15 protein-coding genes are annotated in these 15,818 nt (G+C 67.5%); 9 read left to right on the forward strand and 6 right to left on the reverse strand.

The window, feature by feature from the left end:
- Nucleotides 1–62 precede the first annotated feature (62 nt).
- The 3 genes from AC4ELH_RS21140 to AC4ELH_RS21150 all read right to left on the reverse strand — a co-directional run bounded on the left by AC4ELH_RS21140 (nt 63) and on the right by AC4ELH_RS21150 (nt 3,504).
- Entirely contained in the window at nt 63–932 is an 870-nt protein-coding gene (locus tag AC4ELH_RS21140) for a glycoside hydrolase family 16 protein (protein WP_064957656.1), read from the reverse strand.
- Nucleotides 933–1,019: 87 nt separating this feature from the next.
- Nucleotides 1,020–1,469 (reverse strand): cupin domain-containing protein, encoded by a 450-nt coding sequence (locus tag AC4ELH_RS21145; protein WP_498886421.1) that lies wholly within the window; start codon nt 1,467–1,469, stop codon nt 1,020–1,022.
- Between the two features lie 184 nt (nt 1,470–1,653).
- Entirely contained in the window at nt 1,654–3,504 is a 1,851-nt protein-coding gene (locus tag AC4ELH_RS21150) for an Hsp70 family protein (RefSeq protein WP_498886422.1), read from the reverse strand.
- A gap of 415 nt (nt 3,505–3,919) precedes the next feature.
- Here AC4ELH_RS21150 and AC4ELH_RS21155 point away from each other — a divergent pair, with 415 nt between their 5' ends.
- Together AC4ELH_RS21155 and AC4ELH_RS21160 are read left to right on the forward strand one after the other, a co-directional pair.
- A complete protein-coding gene (locus tag AC4ELH_RS21155) occupies nt 3,920–5,428 on the forward strand; it encodes an FAD-dependent oxidoreductase (RefSeq protein ID WP_498886424.1) in 1,509 nt (502 codons plus the stop codon).
- 39 nt (nt 5,429–5,467) lie between these two features.
- The gene (locus AC4ELH_RS21160; RefSeq protein WP_169619053.1) at nt 5,468–5,926 is read left to right on the forward strand and encodes a nuclear transport factor 2 family protein; all 459 of its coding nucleotides are present in this window, start codon (nt 5,468–5,470) and stop codon (nt 5,924–5,926) included.
- Nucleotide 5,927: 1 nt separating this feature from the next.
- Here the strand turns inward: AC4ELH_RS21160 and AC4ELH_RS21165 are convergent, their stop codons facing one another.
- Nucleotides 5,928–6,581, reverse strand: coding sequence for a L,D-transpeptidase family protein (locus AC4ELH_RS21165; RefSeq protein WP_498886427.1), 654 nt, complete (start codon nt 6,579–6,581; stop codon nt 5,928–5,930).
- 79 nt (nt 6,582–6,660) lie between these two features.
- Here AC4ELH_RS21165 and AC4ELH_RS21170 point away from each other — a divergent pair, with 79 nt between their 5' ends.
- The gene (locus tag AC4ELH_RS21170; RefSeq protein ID WP_463806464.1) at nt 6,661–8,124 is read left to right on the forward strand and encodes a bifunctional phosphatase PAP2/diacylglycerol kinase family protein; all 1,464 of its coding nucleotides are present in this window, start codon (nt 6,661–6,663) and stop codon (nt 8,122–8,124) included.
- Here AC4ELH_RS21170 and AC4ELH_RS21175 read toward each other — a convergent pair.
- A complete protein-coding gene (locus tag AC4ELH_RS21175; protein WP_463806463.1) occupies nt 8,078–8,752 on the reverse strand; it encodes a phosphatase PAP2 family protein in 675 nt (224 codons plus the stop codon). The genes AC4ELH_RS21170 and AC4ELH_RS21175 overlap by 47 nt on opposite strands.
- 58 nt (nt 8,753–8,810) lie before the next feature.
- Between AC4ELH_RS21175 and AC4ELH_RS21180 the strand changes: the two genes are divergently transcribed.
- The 3 genes from AC4ELH_RS21180 to AC4ELH_RS21190 are packed head-to-tail and all read left to right on the forward strand — an operon-like array spanning nt 8,811 to nt 11,765.
- Nucleotides 8,811–9,293 (forward strand): hypothetical protein, encoded by a 483-nt coding sequence (locus AC4ELH_RS21180; protein WP_064877751.1) that lies wholly within the window; start codon nt 8,811–8,813, stop codon nt 9,291–9,293.
- A gap of 58 nt (nt 9,294–9,351) precedes the next feature.
- Entirely contained in the window at nt 9,352–10,347 is a 996-nt protein-coding gene (locus tag AC4ELH_RS21185; RefSeq protein WP_448449033.1) for an AurF N-oxygenase family protein, read from the forward strand.
- Entirely contained in the window at nt 10,347–11,765 is a 1,419-nt protein-coding gene (locus tag AC4ELH_RS21190) for an FAD-dependent oxidoreductase (protein WP_448449032.1), read from the forward strand. The genes AC4ELH_RS21185 and AC4ELH_RS21190 overlap by 1 nt, the downstream gene beginning before the upstream one ends.
- Here the strand turns inward: AC4ELH_RS21190 and AC4ELH_RS21195 are convergent, their stop codons facing one another.
- A complete protein-coding gene (locus AC4ELH_RS21195) occupies nt 11,766–12,479 on the reverse strand; it encodes a TetR/AcrR family transcriptional regulator (RefSeq protein WP_064877745.1) in 714 nt (237 codons plus the stop codon). It abuts the gene before it with no gap.
- A 121-nt stretch (nt 12,480–12,600) separates the two neighbouring features.
- On the opposite strand from AC4ELH_RS21195, the gene AC4ELH_RS21200 reads away from it, so the two are divergent.
- The 3 genes from AC4ELH_RS21200 to cysD all read left to right on the forward strand — a co-directional run bounded on the left by AC4ELH_RS21200 (nt 12,601) and on the right by cysD (nt 15,797).
- Nucleotides 12,601–13,971 (forward strand): sulfatase family protein, encoded by a 1,371-nt coding sequence (locus tag AC4ELH_RS21200; protein ID WP_448449031.1) that lies wholly within the window; start codon nt 12,601–12,603, stop codon nt 13,969–13,971.
- A gap of 78 nt (nt 13,972–14,049) precedes the next feature.
- On the forward strand, nt 14,050–14,853 hold the full coding sequence (stf0, locus tag AC4ELH_RS21205; RefSeq protein WP_064957666.1) for a trehalose 2-sulfotransferase: 804 nt from the start codon (nt 14,050–14,052) through the stop codon (nt 14,851–14,853).
- Nucleotides 14,850–15,797, forward strand: coding sequence for a sulfate adenylyltransferase subunit CysD (gene cysD / locus AC4ELH_RS21210; RefSeq protein WP_448449030.1), 948 nt, complete (start codon nt 14,850–14,852; stop codon nt 15,795–15,797). Before stf0 ends, cysD begins: the two co-directional genes overlap by 4 nt.
- Nucleotides 15,798–15,818 lie beyond the last annotated feature (21 nt).

Here is a 15,818-nt window from a genome sequence, read left to right on the forward strand (position 1 = left end):
CTTCGAGTGCCACTCCAGCGTGACAAAGCAAGGTATAGCGGGAGGAAGATCCGGACGAAAGCTCAGCCCTGGAAGACGCGGATCCAGTCGACCAGCATCTCGGCCGGGTAGCTGCCACCGCTCGGATCGCGGCCACCGGAGCCGCCGACGGCGATGTTGAACACCGGCACCAGGGTGTAGCCCGGATCATTGAAAGGCCAGTCTTCCAACGAGTTTGCCGGGACCTCGAAGAAAGGATCCATGCCCGGGGCATAGTCCTTCCAGAAGTACATTCCCTGCGGCGTCCACGACATCCGCCAGGTGTGCCAGCCGCTGTCGATGGGGTGCGGGTTGGTGGCGAAGGACTCGCCGTCCAGCCGGGCGTGCACCGTGGAGCCCGACGGCCAGTCACGGTTGCCGTACCACTCGACGAGGTCGACCTCGCCGCCGCGGACGGGATCGTCGTTGAGGAGCCAGAACGCGGGCCAGGCGCCGTCGGTCAGGCAGTTGAGCTTGACCCGGGCCTCCCACGTGGTGCCGATGCCACCGCGCCAGTTTCCGACGACCTTGGCGCTGGCGTACTTCTCCTGAACGGTGGTGCCGGGACCGCGCGTCGCGCGGATCACCAGGTTGCCCTTGCCATCCTGGAACGCGTGCTCGGTGTCGGTGACGTAGCGGCCCATGTTGAACGGCTTATCCCACTCGACCGGGTTCTTGATGGTCTCGCGCTCCGGGATCAGATGCCACCATGCAGGGTCCGGCGGAGAGCCGGCCGGGCCGTTGAACTCGTCCTGGAACAGGAACGTCGGCGACGCTGCGGTAGCAGCCGGCGGGGTGGGCGCTCCGGGCGCGGCGGGACCGGGTGCGGCTGGGTCGGCGTTGGCCGTCCCGGCCGGCAGCGCTGCCGCCGCCACCCCCAGACCCATCATGAACATCACACTGCGACGATCCATCTCAGGCACAGCAGAACTTTAACCGAACTCTTACCGAGATATTCGCCCCCTGCCCAAAGTTTCGTGGTCGCAAGCCCGTTTCCCCAGCTAGAGGCACTGTGCGGGCGCGTCGTCCCGCACCGGAGCGTCGGCGGGCAGCGTGTAGGTGACGACGACATCGGCGTCGGCAGCGCCCTCGTTGTTCACCCGGTGGGGCACGCCGGCGGGAATGACGACCGCCTGGCCCGCGGTGTACTCCGCAGGTACGCAGTCGACCGCGGTCTGCACCACCACGGCGCCCTCGTTGATCACCGACTGCTCCGGTCCGGGATGGGTGTGCCAACCGCTGCCGGCGCCGGGTTTGAGCACCAGCCCGTGGACATGCAGCGTGGTGGGCTGACCCGCGGTGAACACCCAGATCGGCGCGGTGGTGGTGCCTTTGCCGAGATCGGTGCGCACGACGTCGCCCTCGGCCGGAGTTGCTGCAGCGGGGCCGACCGACATCCCTGCGGCGACGACTGCCATGGCGCCCACGGCGACGGCATGAATGCGCTTCATCGTTCCTCCCGGTTTTGACCGAGAAGGTACAGCCGAACCACGCGGCCGGCAGCGTATTGCCCAACCACGCCGTCAGTCCTCGCCCGAGGTTAACCCTTCCCGCCCACATGGCGCGGACCGTTGCGCTGCCGTCAGTTCACTGTATTGAGAATGCGCGCAACACTTTTCGAGCCGAGCAACACCATCAGGGATAGGGCTGGAACGGATTCTGCGGCTGCTGTTGGTAGGGGTACTGCGGCTGATACGGGTACTGGGGTTGCTGCGTCTCGCCACGGTTCGGCACCTGGATCGGAATGGGCACCGGGACGAACGGCACGGTGACATACGTCGTCGTCATCGGGTTCGTCGTCGTGGTGGTTGTGGTCGGTGTCGTTGTAGTGGTGGTGGTCGGCGGCGTCGTGGTGGTCGTCGTAGTGGTCGTGGTGGTCGTGACCGGAGGAGGCGTCGTCGTCTGCGTGACGACGTGTGTCTCTGTCACGGGCGGCGGCGGGGGCGGGGGCGCCTGAGTGACGGTGACCGGCGGCGGCGCGGGTGCCTGGGTAACGGGCTCGGGAGCCGGCGGCGGCTCGGCCGGCGGCGGGGGTGCGACCGGACTCGGCGCCACTTCCTGCGGAGGCAACGGTTTGGGCTCGGGTGGCTTGACCTCCGAACTCGGCGCGGTACCAGTCGCACTGGTCAACGCATACGTCACACCACCGATGGCGACCAGGACCAACGCCGCGGCCACCGCGAAGACCGTCAGCGGCAACCGCTCCCACCCGCCACGCGGCTGCTCGATGGGGCCCGTCGGCGGAACGTACTGCACCGCCGGACGCGCCGCGGTCTCACTGCCGTAGGACTCCACCAGATCGGGACCGGTGTACGGCACCACGTCGTCGCCCGCGTCGTCTTCGGACCATGCCAGCGCCCGGAACGTCGACGACGCCTCAGAACCTCCTGCACCGGCAGGCATTTCGGCCAGCGGGGGCACCGCCGCCGCGCCAAGGGTGGGAGCCACGCCCGTCTGCGCCTCGGCGTCTGCGGAGTAGGCGGCGGACAACGCGGCCCCGATGGCGGCATCCAGCGCCGGTTGCGGCGTGGTCACCACCTGCGCCTGCGAATGCTGCGAAAGCTGTTGGGTGACAAGCGGAATACTGGCGCCACCACCGATGGTCACCACTGCCGACACCGCCGGCCAGCTGATCCCGTTGCGCTCCAAGGCCTTTTCCAGCGCATCCAACGCACCGGCGAGCGGTGCCTGCATCAGCCCTTCGAGTTCGGTGCGGGTGACCCGCACCGTGGCCGAATATCCGGGCAGCTCGACCACCAGATCGGTGGCGGTCTCCGCCGACAGCCGTTCCTTGGCCTGACGGCACTCCTCGCGCAGCCGGGCCAGGGATCCGACCGCCGCGGTGCCGGCCGGATCGATACCGCCGGCCTGGGCGACACCCTCGAGCACATGGGTCAGCAGCGCCTGATCGATCTGGTCACCGGAGAAATCGGAATAGCGGGTGGTCTCGTCGATCGGCTCGAAGGCCGCCGCGGCGTCGGCCAGCGTGATGCTGGTACCGCCGCCGCCGAAATCCAGCAGGGCCACCACGCCGTTGGACGGCAGGCCCGGATTGGCACGCAGCGCCGCCAGCGAGGCGACGGCATCGGGGACGAGCCGGGCGGGCCGACCGTCACGCGACAGGCTGGGGTTGTGCCGCAGCGCGTTGCGCAGGGCCCGCAAGGTGGGCGCACCCCAGTGCGCGGGCACCGCGATCGCCAGCTGGTCGGAGGGTCCGCCGACCAGCTCGACCATCGCATCGAGGGCCTCGACCAACAGGGTGTCGGCGGGATAGGACGCACCATCGGGCGCCACCAGCGGAACCGGGTCGCCGACCCGCTCGACGAATCCGCCGAGCGTGACACCGGGACCGGATTCGGGCACGCCGACCTGCGGCGTCCGGTCGGTCGACAAGGTCAACACCGAACGCCGGCTGACAGGTTGATTGCCGACACGCGCCGCAACCAAGTTGGTGGTCCCGATCGACAACCCCAACGGGCCGCTCATAACGCACGCCACGATAGCCGCACTGCCGGCCCGGGGCCCCTCGACACTCCGCAGTAGCCCGGCGAAGCCCGTTCCGCCGGTGCGGTTTTGACTGCTTCAGCAACGCTCATGCGACACACAGGAACGCAGATGGTTACTGCAGATGGCTGCCAGGCAGGACGCCTGGCAACGATTGTCCGGGCGGCTGCGACGAGTGTGCAGCTTGTTGAGCCGGACATCGAGTGTCCGTCACGAAAGCCTGCACACTCGCCACAGCGGCCGGGAGGGACCCCACCTGACAGAGACCGCACCGACGAATCGGGCACACTTCTCAGCCCCACACCCAAAGCTGTTTCGCTTCAACGCTTTTACCATCGCCAGGAGCACCGCTCTCAACCTACGTTTGAGTTCCCCACCTGCGGGTACAGCCATATCCGTGACGTCACTCTGGCTTGCCGACCGCCCCGAGCACCGCATCGTGCCCACTCTCGACGAGGAATCCGCGCGGAGCGCGGACGTCGTCGTGGTCGGCGCCGGGATCACCGGCCTGGTCACCGCCGTCCTACTGGCACGGGCCGGGCGAGATGTGCTGGTCCTGGAGGGGCGCACCGCCGGTGCCGGGGCGACCGGCAACACCACCGCGAAGATCAGCCTGCTGCAAGGCACCCGGATGACCGACATCGTGGGCAAGCATTCGCCCGACGTGGCCCGACAGTACGCCCAGGGCAACCTCGAAGGTCAGCAGTGGCTGATCGACTACTGCGAGCAGCGGCAGATCGGCCTGCAGCACGAGGCCGCCTACACCTACGCGCAGTCACCCAGCGGGATGGCAAAGGCCAAGGCCGAACTGAAGGCCTGCCAGGCCGCGGGCCTCGATGTCGAATGGGTCGATGACGCCGACGTGCCCTTTCCGTTCCATGGTGGAGTCCGGTTGGCCGATCAGGCTCAGTTCGATCCCATGCCGTTCCTGGACAGCCTGACCGCCGAACTGCACGAACGCGAAGGGCGACTGGTCGAGGGCGCCAGGGTGCAACGCGTAAGCCATGAGGGTGGGGCTCGCCTCAAACTCCGGGTGCGGACGAATACCGGCAACGAGATCGACGTAGTCGCCGATCGCTGCGTACTGGCCACCGGCGTTCCTATTCTGGACCGGGGTGGATTCTTCGCGCGACTGACTCCTCACCGCTCCTACTGCATGGCATTCCAGGTACCGGGCGATATCACCCGCGGCATGTTCATCTCGACCGACTCCCCAACCCGCTCAATACGTTCGGCGCCGACTGCCGACGGCGAGCGGCTCATCGTCGGCGGTGCCGGCCACCCAGTCGGGCGCGGCAGCGACCCCGCTGCCGCCACCGACGAGCTGGCGTCGTGGGCCAAGCAGCACTGGCCCGGGTCCCTCCAGACGCACTTCTGGTCCGCACAGGACTATTCACCCATCGACGCCCTTCCTTACGTCGGCCCGATCCTGCCGGGGCACGAAGAGATCTTGGTGGCAACGGGTTTCGACAAATGGGGCATGACCAACGGGGTGGCCGCCGCACTGGCGCTGACGGGCCGGATCCTGGGCGGTCGGATGGACTGGGCCGAGGCCTTCGCAAGCTGGAGCCCGCACGAGCTGTCCGGCGTCGCCACTGCGGTGCAGGCCAATCTGACCGTCGGACTGAACATGGCCAAGGGCTGGATCGCTCCGGTCACCCGCATCGGTAGGCCCGCCACCGAGGACTGCGGCGTGGTCAGCGGGCCGCCGTGGCGTCTGCAAGCACGCAGCGTCGTCGACGGAGTCGAGCGCACCGTGTCGCCCGTGTGCCCCCACCTGGGCGGCATCGTGAACTGGAACGACGCCGACAAGTCCTGGGACTGCCCACTACACGGGTCCCGCTTCGCGCCGGACGGCACCCTGATCGAGGGACCGGCCACCCGCGACCTCACGCGTTCGGCATAGCGTCACACCCGCTGTGGGCGGTGTGCTCCAATGTCGGGCATGGGTGACATCGACGACATCAAGCAAGTCAAATACCGGTACCTGCGTGCGCTCGACACCAAGCACTGGGACGAGTTCGCCGACACCCTCACCGAGGACGTCGCGGGCGACTACGGACAGTCCATGGGCAAGACGCTGCACTTCACCGAGCGCGACTCGCTGGTGGAGTACATGAAGGCCTCACTGGGTCCCGAGGTCATCACCGAACATCGCGTCGCGCACCCCGAGATCGAGGTCAACGGCGACGACGCCACCGCCACCTGGTACCTCCAGGACCGCGTGATCGTCCCCAGCATGAACTTCATGCTGTTCGGCTCGGCGTTCTACCACGACACCTACCGCCGCACCGCCGACGGCTGGAAGATCAGCAGCACCGGCTACGACCGCACCTACGACGCCACCCTCTCGCTGGAGGGGCTCAACTTCAAGCTCGAGCCCGGTGCCGCCCTCAATCTTTGAGCTATTGCGCGACGGCGATCACGGCGCCCGGCCGTAGCCACTGCATGATCTTGACGAGCATGGCGTCGTCGATCGCCACGCAACCGGCGGTCGGCCCGCCATCAGTGGTGTGCACGAAGAACGCGCCACCGTTGCCGGGCACCCGTGCCTTGTTGACGCCCATCACGATGGCGTGTTTGTAAGCGGTGATGTCGAGGTTCTCGGTGCCGCTGGCCGGGTCGGTGTTGAACGGGCACTGCGCCTTCTTGCACACCTGCATGGTGTTGTAGGTCGGGCTCTTCATGTCCCCGTCCCACCAGTGATCAGGCGTCACCTGGACGTACTGCAGCCCGCCACCGGGATTGGGGGCGGTACCGAACGCGAAGTCGAGGCTGAAGACGCCCATGGGCGTCTTCATCTCCCCGTCATGGGTCTGCGAGGCCATGCCATTGGAGCCGATGTTGGCCGGAATCCCGGCGGCCACCGGCTGCCAGCCTGCCGGCCCGCGCTGCCAGACATCCATCTTCGCCTTCGAACCACCCACTCCGACAACGGAAATCACCTGGGTGGCGTTACCCACCGACGGGGCGAACCAGGGCGGGTCGACGGCGCCGGCCGTGGGCGCGCATGCCAGAGCCAACACCCCGGCACACAGCATGGCGAGCAGTCGGCGCATCCGTCCATCGTCGTCGGCGTGCCTCTCGGGCGGATAAAGCTTGGAGCACGATCCGGTCGCGACCGGCTACGTTGGCGACATGGACGTTCGCGCGATCGGCAAGGGCCTCGGCACACTGGACCGCGAGGTCTTCGAAGCGGTCGCCGAGTCACCGAGCCCCCTACTGGATTCCGTGATGCCCGGACTGACGCGGGCCGCAGATCATTCCAAGCTGTGGTTTGCCATCGCGGCCGCCATGGGTGCGCTGGGCGGCACATCGCTGCGGCGTGGCGCCGCGCGAGGCGTCGTCAGCCTGGCGATAACCAGCCTGGTGACCAACCAGGTGGCCAAACGGATCTGGCGGCGGCCCCGCCCCGACCGCAGCCTGATCCCGTTGGCCCGGCGGACCCGACGCGTCCCCACCTCGCATTCCCTGCCGTCGGGACACTCCGCGAGCGCGGCGGCCTTCGCGGTGGCCGTTGGCCTGGAATCCCCGGCCGCCGGCCTGCCGCTGGCGCTGCTCGCCGGCCTGGTCGGGCTGTCCCGGGTGGCCACCGGTGCGCACTATCCCGGCGACGTGTTCGCCGGGTTCGGCATCGGCGCCGCGATCGCGGTCCTCGGCGCCCGCATCGTCCCGACTATCCCGACCGCCACCCTGCCCCGCTCCGAACCGCTGCGATATCGCACCGAGCCCCGACCGGACGGTGCCGGCGTGGCACTGGTGATCAACCCGGCCTCCGGCGACGGGACGGGCGCACGGATCGTCGACGACGTGCGTAACGCTCTGCCGCGCACCGAGATCGTCGAACTCGGTGACGACGATGACATCGAGACGGTGTTACGCGAGACGGCGGCCCGCGTCGACGTGCTCGCGGTGGGCGGCGGCGACGGCACGGTGGCGTGCGCGGCGGGCATCGCCGTCGAGGCGGGGGTCCCGCTCGCGGTGTTCCCCGGCGGGACGTTCAACCACTTCGCCAAGGACATCGGTTGCGACACGGTGGCCCGCACCGTGGCGGCGATCAAGGACGGCGCCGCGGCCTACGTCGACCTGGTGTGCCTCAACGAGGAACGCATGGTGATCAACACCGCCAGCATCGGCGCCTACCCGAACTACGTGCGGATGCGCGAGAAGCTCGAACACCGGATGGGCAAGCGACTGGCCGGGATGTACGCGCTGTATCTGACGCTGCGCCGGGAAGCGCCGGTGCGGATCAGCTACGACGACAAAACCCTTGAGACGGAGCTGTTCTTCCTGGGCAATTCGACGTACTTCCCGTCCGGGTTCGCCCCATCACAGCGGCCGCGGCTCGACGACGGCCTGATTGACGTGCGGATCCTGGAGACCGGGCGAAGGTTCAGCCGACTGCGCATCGCGACGGCCGTCGCGTTGGGACGGCTCGAACGCAGCCCGCTCTATCACGAGCTTCAGGTGCCGGAGTTCCGGTTCGTCGTGGTCGACGGGCCCACCACACTGGCCCACGACGGGGAGGTTGGTGAGGCGCTCAGCGAGGCAAGCTTCACCGTGCGGTACCGGGCGCTACCGGTGTTTCGTCCGCTGCCGTGATCGCCGACGGGTACGGCGGGTACAGCAGGAACACGGCCGCGAACCAGACGTAGCCCAACGCCCAGCCGGCCAGCACATCCGAGGGATGGTGGACGTTGAGCACCACCCGGCCCACGCCGATCGCGACGATGACGAGCACGCCTGCGGCCACCCACCACGCCCGCAGGTTGGGGCGCAGTGCCGGCCACGCCAGGGCCAACAGAGTCAGTACCGAGACCATCACCCCCAGCGCGTGCCCGGACGGGAACGAGGTGGACAGGGCGTGGACCAGCGCGGTGGACGGCCGCGGACGGTCGACCAGGAACTTGGCCGCCTCGGTGATCACGGCGCTGAGCTCGATGGTCAACACCAGGTACCACGCGATGCGCCACCGTCGGCGCACCAGCGCGACGACGATCATCACCAAAGCCAGCAACCGGAAGGCGAACGGCCCGAGCACGGTGCAGAACACGTCCCACGCGGTCACCCAGCCGGGATGCGCCGAGCCGTACCGGTATGGACCTGCCAGGCCCGCGGCGTCGACATCGGCCAGCCAGGTCCACTGCATCGCGTAACCGATCCACAGCGCCGCGTACAGCACGGCGGCCAGGGCCGCGGTCACGATCAGCCATCTGGCACGAGTTCCCACCAGATAATCTCTACCAGCTCCCATCGATTTGCCATGTTTGCGCGCTACCGTCGAAGGCATGGCTCTGATCCTGCGAAAGCTGATGCACATCGGCGGGCTGCCAGAGGGTCTGCGGGCAGAGGCCGAAGCCGAAGGCATCCTCTTCCTCGCTGAGTACATCCCGGTGACCAGGCGTTTCACCGGATCGATCCCGGGAACGCGATCGGCAGGGAGCGTCGCCAGCTACGCCGGTTCACTGGTCCTCACCAACTACCGGGTACTGGCCACCATGTCCACCCTGCCCAAGCTCGCCGGCCGCAGCATCGACCAGCCCTGGTCGGCCCCGCAGGTCGGTGCGGTGCACGCCGAGCTCAGCGAGACCGGGCTCACGCTGCAGGCCGACGTGGCCCAGATCGACAAGCGCGGTCACGGGAAACTGTCGCTGCACTACAAGACCGAGATCCCGGACGAGGTGCTGACGCGGCTGCCGCGCCGGTCGCTGGCCTTCGATGTCGGCCCGGAGTACGTGTTCCGTGCGGTCGGCGTGCCGTACCACCCGTAGCAAACTCCACCACAAATCCGGTATTTACCGAGACCCAATGTCTCGGTAAATTGTCGCCATGGCTTCCACCTCTCCCGAGACCGCACGGCAGGATGCGGACTACCGGGATCTGTTGCAGACGCTGTCCGAGGGTTCCGTGCGCCGCCGCTTCGATCCCTATCTGGACATCGCGTGGGACTCCCCCGATCTGGCGATCGACCTGGACGATCCGAGGTGGGTGCTGTCACCGAACGTCGACCCACTCGGCGCCACCGCCTGGTATCAGAGCCAGCCGCCGGCCCGGCAGATCGAGATCGGCCGGTGGCGAACGCTCAACTCCGTCAAGGTCGGCGCGGCGTTCGAGAGCATCCTCATCCGCGGGTTGATGGCGTTCATCATGAAGCTGCCCAACAACTCGCCCGAGTTCCGTTACGCATTGCACGAGATGACCGAGGAGTGCAACCACATCCAGATGTTCCAGGAGCTGGTCAACCGGTCAGGCGTCGACGTGCCCGGCATGCGGCCGCTGTTCCGTCGGTTGTCGCCGTACATCGGCCTGGTCGGCCAGTACTCGCCGACGGCGTTCATGGCGGGCATCCTCGCCGGTGAAGAGCCGATCGACCATTTCCAGAAAGGCCTGATCCGCGAGGGCGCCAACATTCCGCCCGCGGTGCTGCGCACCATGCAGATCCACATCGCCGAAGAGGCCCGCCACATCTCCTGGGCGCACGAGTTCCTCAAAACCCATATGCCGGAACGGTCCTGGCAGATGAAGGCGTTCGCGTGTGTGGCATTTCCGTTGACGCTGCGCTGGCTGGCCCATGAGATCGTGGCGCCCCCGAAGTCGTTCGGCGAGGAGTTCGGGATTCCGCGGGCGGTGATCAAGGACGCGTTCTGGCGCAGCCCGCACTCACGCAAGATCCTGTCCGGATACTTCGGCGAGATGCGTTCTCTCAGCGAGGAGCTCGGGCTGATGAACCGGGTCGGCCGGTGGGTGTGGAAGCGCTGCGGCATCGACGGCGAGGCTGCCCGCTACCGCGGCGTGCCGGACCGTGAAGCGGTTGCGCTCGCCTGATGCCGCACGTCATCACACAGTCCTGCTGCAGCGACGCCTCGTGCGTCTACGCCTGCCCGGTGAACTGCATCCACCCCACGCCTGACGAACCTGACTTCCACACCGCCCAGATGCTCTACGTCGACCCGGTCGAGTGTGTCGATTGCGGCGCGTGCGTGTCGGCATGCCCAGTGGATGCGATCAAACCGCATACCAAGCTGACCGCCGCCGAAGACGTGTTCACCACACTGAACGCCGATTTCTACGCCACACCGCGCCACCGACCGGTGCTGGCCCCGGTGGTGCCGCCGTTACAGGTGCGCGCGGGCGACCTGCGCGTGGCGATCGTCGGATCGGGCCCGGCCGCGATGTATGCCGCCGAAGAGGTGCTGACCATTCCCGGCGCCCGGGTCCGGATCTATGAAAAGCTCACGCAGCCCTACGGTTTGGCCCGGTACGGGGTGGCCCCCGATCACCAGCGCACCCGCGGGGTCGCCCGGCAGTTCGACCAGATCACCGCCGACCCCCGGCTGTCGATGCGCCTGGGCGTCGAGGTCGGCAGCGACATCACCCATGACGAGCTGCTGAATGAGCACCACGCCGTCATCTACGCCGTCGGTGCCTCAACCGACCGTCGGCTCGACATCCCCGGCATCGACCTGCCCGGCGTCACCTCGGCCACCGACTTCGTCGCCTGGTACAACGGTCATCCCGATCACGCGGGCCGCTCCTTCGATCTGGCTCATCGACGCGCCGTTGTGATCGGCAACGGCAATGTCGCACTCGACGTCGCACGCATCCTCACGATCGACCCGGACCTGCTCGCGGGTACGGCCATCGCGCCCACAGCCCTGGAAGCGCTGCGCCACAGTGCAATCGAAGAGGTGGTCGTGGTCGGGCGGCGCGGGATCGAGCAGTCCGCGTTCACCATCCCCGAGCTGGTCGGGCTGTGCTCCACACCGGGTGTCGACGTCGTCGTGCGTGAAGAGGACCTGCGGATGTGGCCCGGGTCGGATCCCCGGTCCGCGGTTCTGCGCGCCGCGCCACGCGGAGCGGGCCATCGCCGGATCGCGCTCGAATATCTGCTGTCACCGACCGCGATCCGCGGCCGGTCCGCAGCCACGGGTGTGGAGTTCGTCCATAACGAGCTGGTCGCCGCGGCTGACGGATCAGTGCGGGTGAAATCGAGTGGGCGCGAACGGGTTATCGACGCCGGCCTGGTGCTGACGTCCATCGGTTACCGAGGCCGGCCGGTGGCGGGACTGCCGTTCGACGAAGACACCGCGACGGTCCCGCATGAGGGCGGCCGGGTCACGCGCGGCGTGTACGTGACCGGCTGGATCAAACGTGGGCCGACCGGCTTCATCGGGACCAACAAGTCCTGCGCCCAGGAAACCGTGCGGAGCCTGGTCGACGATTACAACGCCGGACTGCTCTAGCTAGCGCTTGGTCAGCGCGGCGATCACGGCCGTGAACTCGTCGTCGCGGTTGATCTCCAGGCCGCTCGCGCGCGCCGCGCCGTCCAGGACGTACCAGGCGAAGTCAGCGAGGTGCGTCACGACCTCTTCGCGTGAGCGCTCTGGCGCCGCGCCACGGATCCACGCCGACAAGGTGGCTTCCACCATCGTCACCACCGCGAACGGCACGGTCTTGAACGCGCTGTCGTCCACTCCGATAGTTTGGGCGATCGCGGCGATGACCTCCTCGGACTGCCTGGTCATCCGGAGCTTCAGCTCGCTGACCGCGTCGAGTGTGCCGTCGCCCTCGAACGTCGGACCGCGCCGGACGAAGTCATCGAGCCGCGGGTGATCAAGCATCCAATCGGCAACCGCCGCCACGGTGCGGGTCAGGATGTCGCGCAAGGAGCCGTTCGAGACATCGAGGTTGGTGTCGAGAACCGCGGCAAAATCGTCGAACACCCAGGACCGGACCCGCCGCTCAAGCTCGTCCTTGCCGGTGAACTGCCGGTACACCACCGACTTCGCCAACCCGGCGCGCTCCGCGATGCGCACCATCGAGATTTCCGTGCCCGGCGGATTCTCCTCGACCAATGCCACCGCTGCCTGCAGGATCTGGGCACGCCGCTCGGTGTTGTGCTGCTCCCAGCGGGCCTCATAACCGCTGACCGCAGCGGGATCGGTGGCGGTCGGCATGGGTCCACCCTACCGACGGCATCGCACCCGATACGCCGGATAAGTAGCTCTCGATGAGTCAAACGGTTGCGGGCGGCGCATTCAGGCTGTTCGGTCGTAGGGTGGACGGAAAGGATGTGACGTGACGGAGCCGCAACGGCAGAACCTGCTGATCGTGCACTGGCATGATCTGGGGCGCTACCTCGGCGTATATGGCCACTCGGACGTGACCAGCCCGCACCTCGACCGTCTCGCCGCCGAGGGGGTGCTGTTCACCCGTGCCCACGCCACCGCCCCGCTGTGCTCACCGTCGCGGGGCTCGCTGTTCACCGGTCGCTACCCGCAGAGCAACGGACTGGTGGGCCTGGCCCATCACGGCTGGGAGTACCGCGCCGGGGTACGCACGCTCCCGCACTTCCTTGCCGAATCAGGCTGGCACACAGCCCTGTTCGGTATGCAACACGAAACCTCGCAGCCGGCCAATCTGGGGTACGCCGAGTACGACGTGTCGAACTCGTTCTGCGAATACGTCGTCGAGCAGGTCAACGCCTGGCTGACCGCTCCGCCGCGGCAACCGTTCCTGCTGACCGCCGGCTTCTTCGAAACGCACCGACCGTACCCGCGCGAGCGATACGAACCGGCCGATTCGGGGTCCGTCCAGCCTCCCGACTATCTGCCTGACACCGCCGAGGTGCGCGACGACCTCGCGGAGTTCTACGGATCGATCGCGGCCGCCGACGCGAAGGTGGGTGAACTGCTAGCGACGTTGGCCGCGACCGGTCTCGACGAGAGCACGTGGGTGGTGTTCATGACCGACCACGGGCCGGCGTTGCCACGGGCCAAGTCGACGCTGTACGACGCGGGCACCGGCATCGCGGTGATCGTGCGCCCACCGCGGGGCGCCCGCATAACGCCACGCCGCTATGACGAACTGTTCAGTGGGGTCGATCTGCTACCCACCCTGCTCGACCTCCTCGGCGTCGAGATCCCCGACGAGGTCGAGGGCCTGTCGCACGCCAGCAACCTCACGGCGACGCCCACGGAAACGGCAGAGGTCCGGTCCGGGGTGTATACGACAAAGACCTATCACGATTCTTTCGACCCGATTCGCGCCATTCGCACAAAGGAATACAGCTATATCGAGAATTACGCGGCGCGGCCATTGTTGGACCTGCCGTGGGATATCGCCGACAGCCCCTCGGGACGCGCACTCGGCGATACCGTCCTGAGCCCCCGTCCCGGCCGCGAACTGTACGACCTCGTCGCGGACCCGACCGAGAGCAACAACCTGCTGGGAGCGGACGTCACCGACAAGGCCGAGGCGATCGCCAACGATCTGGCACTGTTACTCAACGACTGGCGCGAGAAGACGCTCGATGTCATTCCCTCCGAATTCGCCGGCACCCGGATATCGGAGCGTTACACCGAGACGTATCTGCATATCCATGGCCGCCCGGCCACCAGCAGATCGGCCATCGCCGCCGACCGCGGCATCACCGATACCCACCAATAGTTTTCCTCACGATGAACGAAAACTCTTGACGCCGAGTTAAATAGGCGCCGCAAACAAATCATGATTAGAGTCTCGCCCATGCCAGATCATCCGACGGCCTACCTGGTGCTCGCGTCTCAGCGCAGCGGCAGCACCTTGCTGGTGGAATCCCTGCGTGCCACCGGCATGGCCGGTGAGCCCCAGGAGTTTTTCCAGTACCTGCCGACCACGAGTATGTCGCCGCAGCCGCGGGAATGGTTCGCCGGTGTCGAGGACGAATCGATCCTGCGCCTGCTCGACCCGCTGGTCGAGGGCAAGCCGGACCTGGCGCCGGCCGAGATCTGGCGTGACTACATTCGCACCGTCGGCCGGACTCCCAACGGGGTGTGGGGCGGGAAGCTGATGTGGAATCAGACGCCGCTGCTGCTGGAGCGTGCCGAGGGTCTGCCCGAACGATCCGGGCCCGGCCTGCTCGCCGCGATCCGCGATGTCACCGGCAGCGACCCGGTGCTCGTCCACGTCTACCGTCCTGACGTTGTGTCGCAGGCGGTTTCGTTCTGGCGGGCGGTGCAGACCAGGGTGTGGCGCGGCCGGGCCGATCCGGTGCGCGATGCCCGCGCCGAGTACCACGCGGGTGCCATCGCCCATGTGATCCGGCTGCTGCAGGCCCAGGAGGAGGGCTGGCGCGCCTGGTTCGCCGAGGAGAACATCTCCCCCATCGACGTGTCGTACCCGTATCTGTGGCGCAACCTGACGACCGTGGTGGCCACGGTGCTGGAGGCACTGGGCCTCGACCCGCGACTGGCGCCGCAGCCGGTTCTGGAACGTCAGGCAGATCAGCGATCCGACGAATGGGTGGACCGCTACCGCCGCGATGCCGAGAAGGAGGGGTTGCCGGTATGACGAGCGCCGATGAGCCGCTTGCGCGAAGAGCACCAAGCACTGACACCGTGCACGTCGACGAGCTGCGACTGCTGGAAGCCGAGGCGGTGCACATCATCCGCGAGGTCGTCGCCGAACTGCAGCGCCCGGTGCTGCTGTTCTCGGCGGGCAAGGATTCGATCGTGCTTTTGCGGTTGGCCGAGAAAGCTTTTCGTCCCTCACCGTTGCCGTTTCCGGTACTCCATGTGGATACCGGGCACAACTTCGACGAGGTCATCGAGTTCCGCGACCGCCGCACCACCGGGCTCGGGCACAAGCTGGTGGTGGCCTCGGTACAGGAGACCATCGACAGCGGTCGGGTGGCCGATCCGGGGCCGGGTGCCTCACGCAACCGCCAGCAGACGCGCACGCTGCTCGACGCGCTGGAGGCCGGCGGATTCGACGCGGCGTTCGGCGGCGCCCGCCGTGACGAAGAACGGGCCAGGGCCAAGGAACGCATCCTCAGCTTCCGTGACGAGTTCGGTCAATGGGACCCGCGGGCTCAGCGCCCCGAGCCGTGGTCGCTGTACAACGGCCGGATCCGCAAGGGTGAGCAGGTGCGGGTGTTCCCGCTCTCGAACTGGACCGAACTCGACATCTGGCGCTACATCGAGCTGGAAAACCTTGAGCTGCCGTCGATCTACTTCGCCCACGAGCGCGAGGTGTTCGAGCGCGACGGCATCCTGCTCGCGGTGTCCGAGTACGCCGTACCCGCCGGTCCCGAGAAGGCAGCGGTGGAGTGGGTGCGCTACCGCACCGTCGGCGACCTGACCATCACCGGAGCCGTACGGTCGCGGGCCACCACCATCGACGAGGTGATCACCGAGATCTCAGCGGCCACCGTCTCCGAGCGCGGCGAGACCCGCGCCGATGACCGAACATCTGTTGCGGCGATGGAAGACCGGAAACGGGAGGGTTATTTCTGATGAGCGCTCGCGCGAAGAACC

Source organism: Mycobacterium shunyiense (assembly GCF_058270075.1).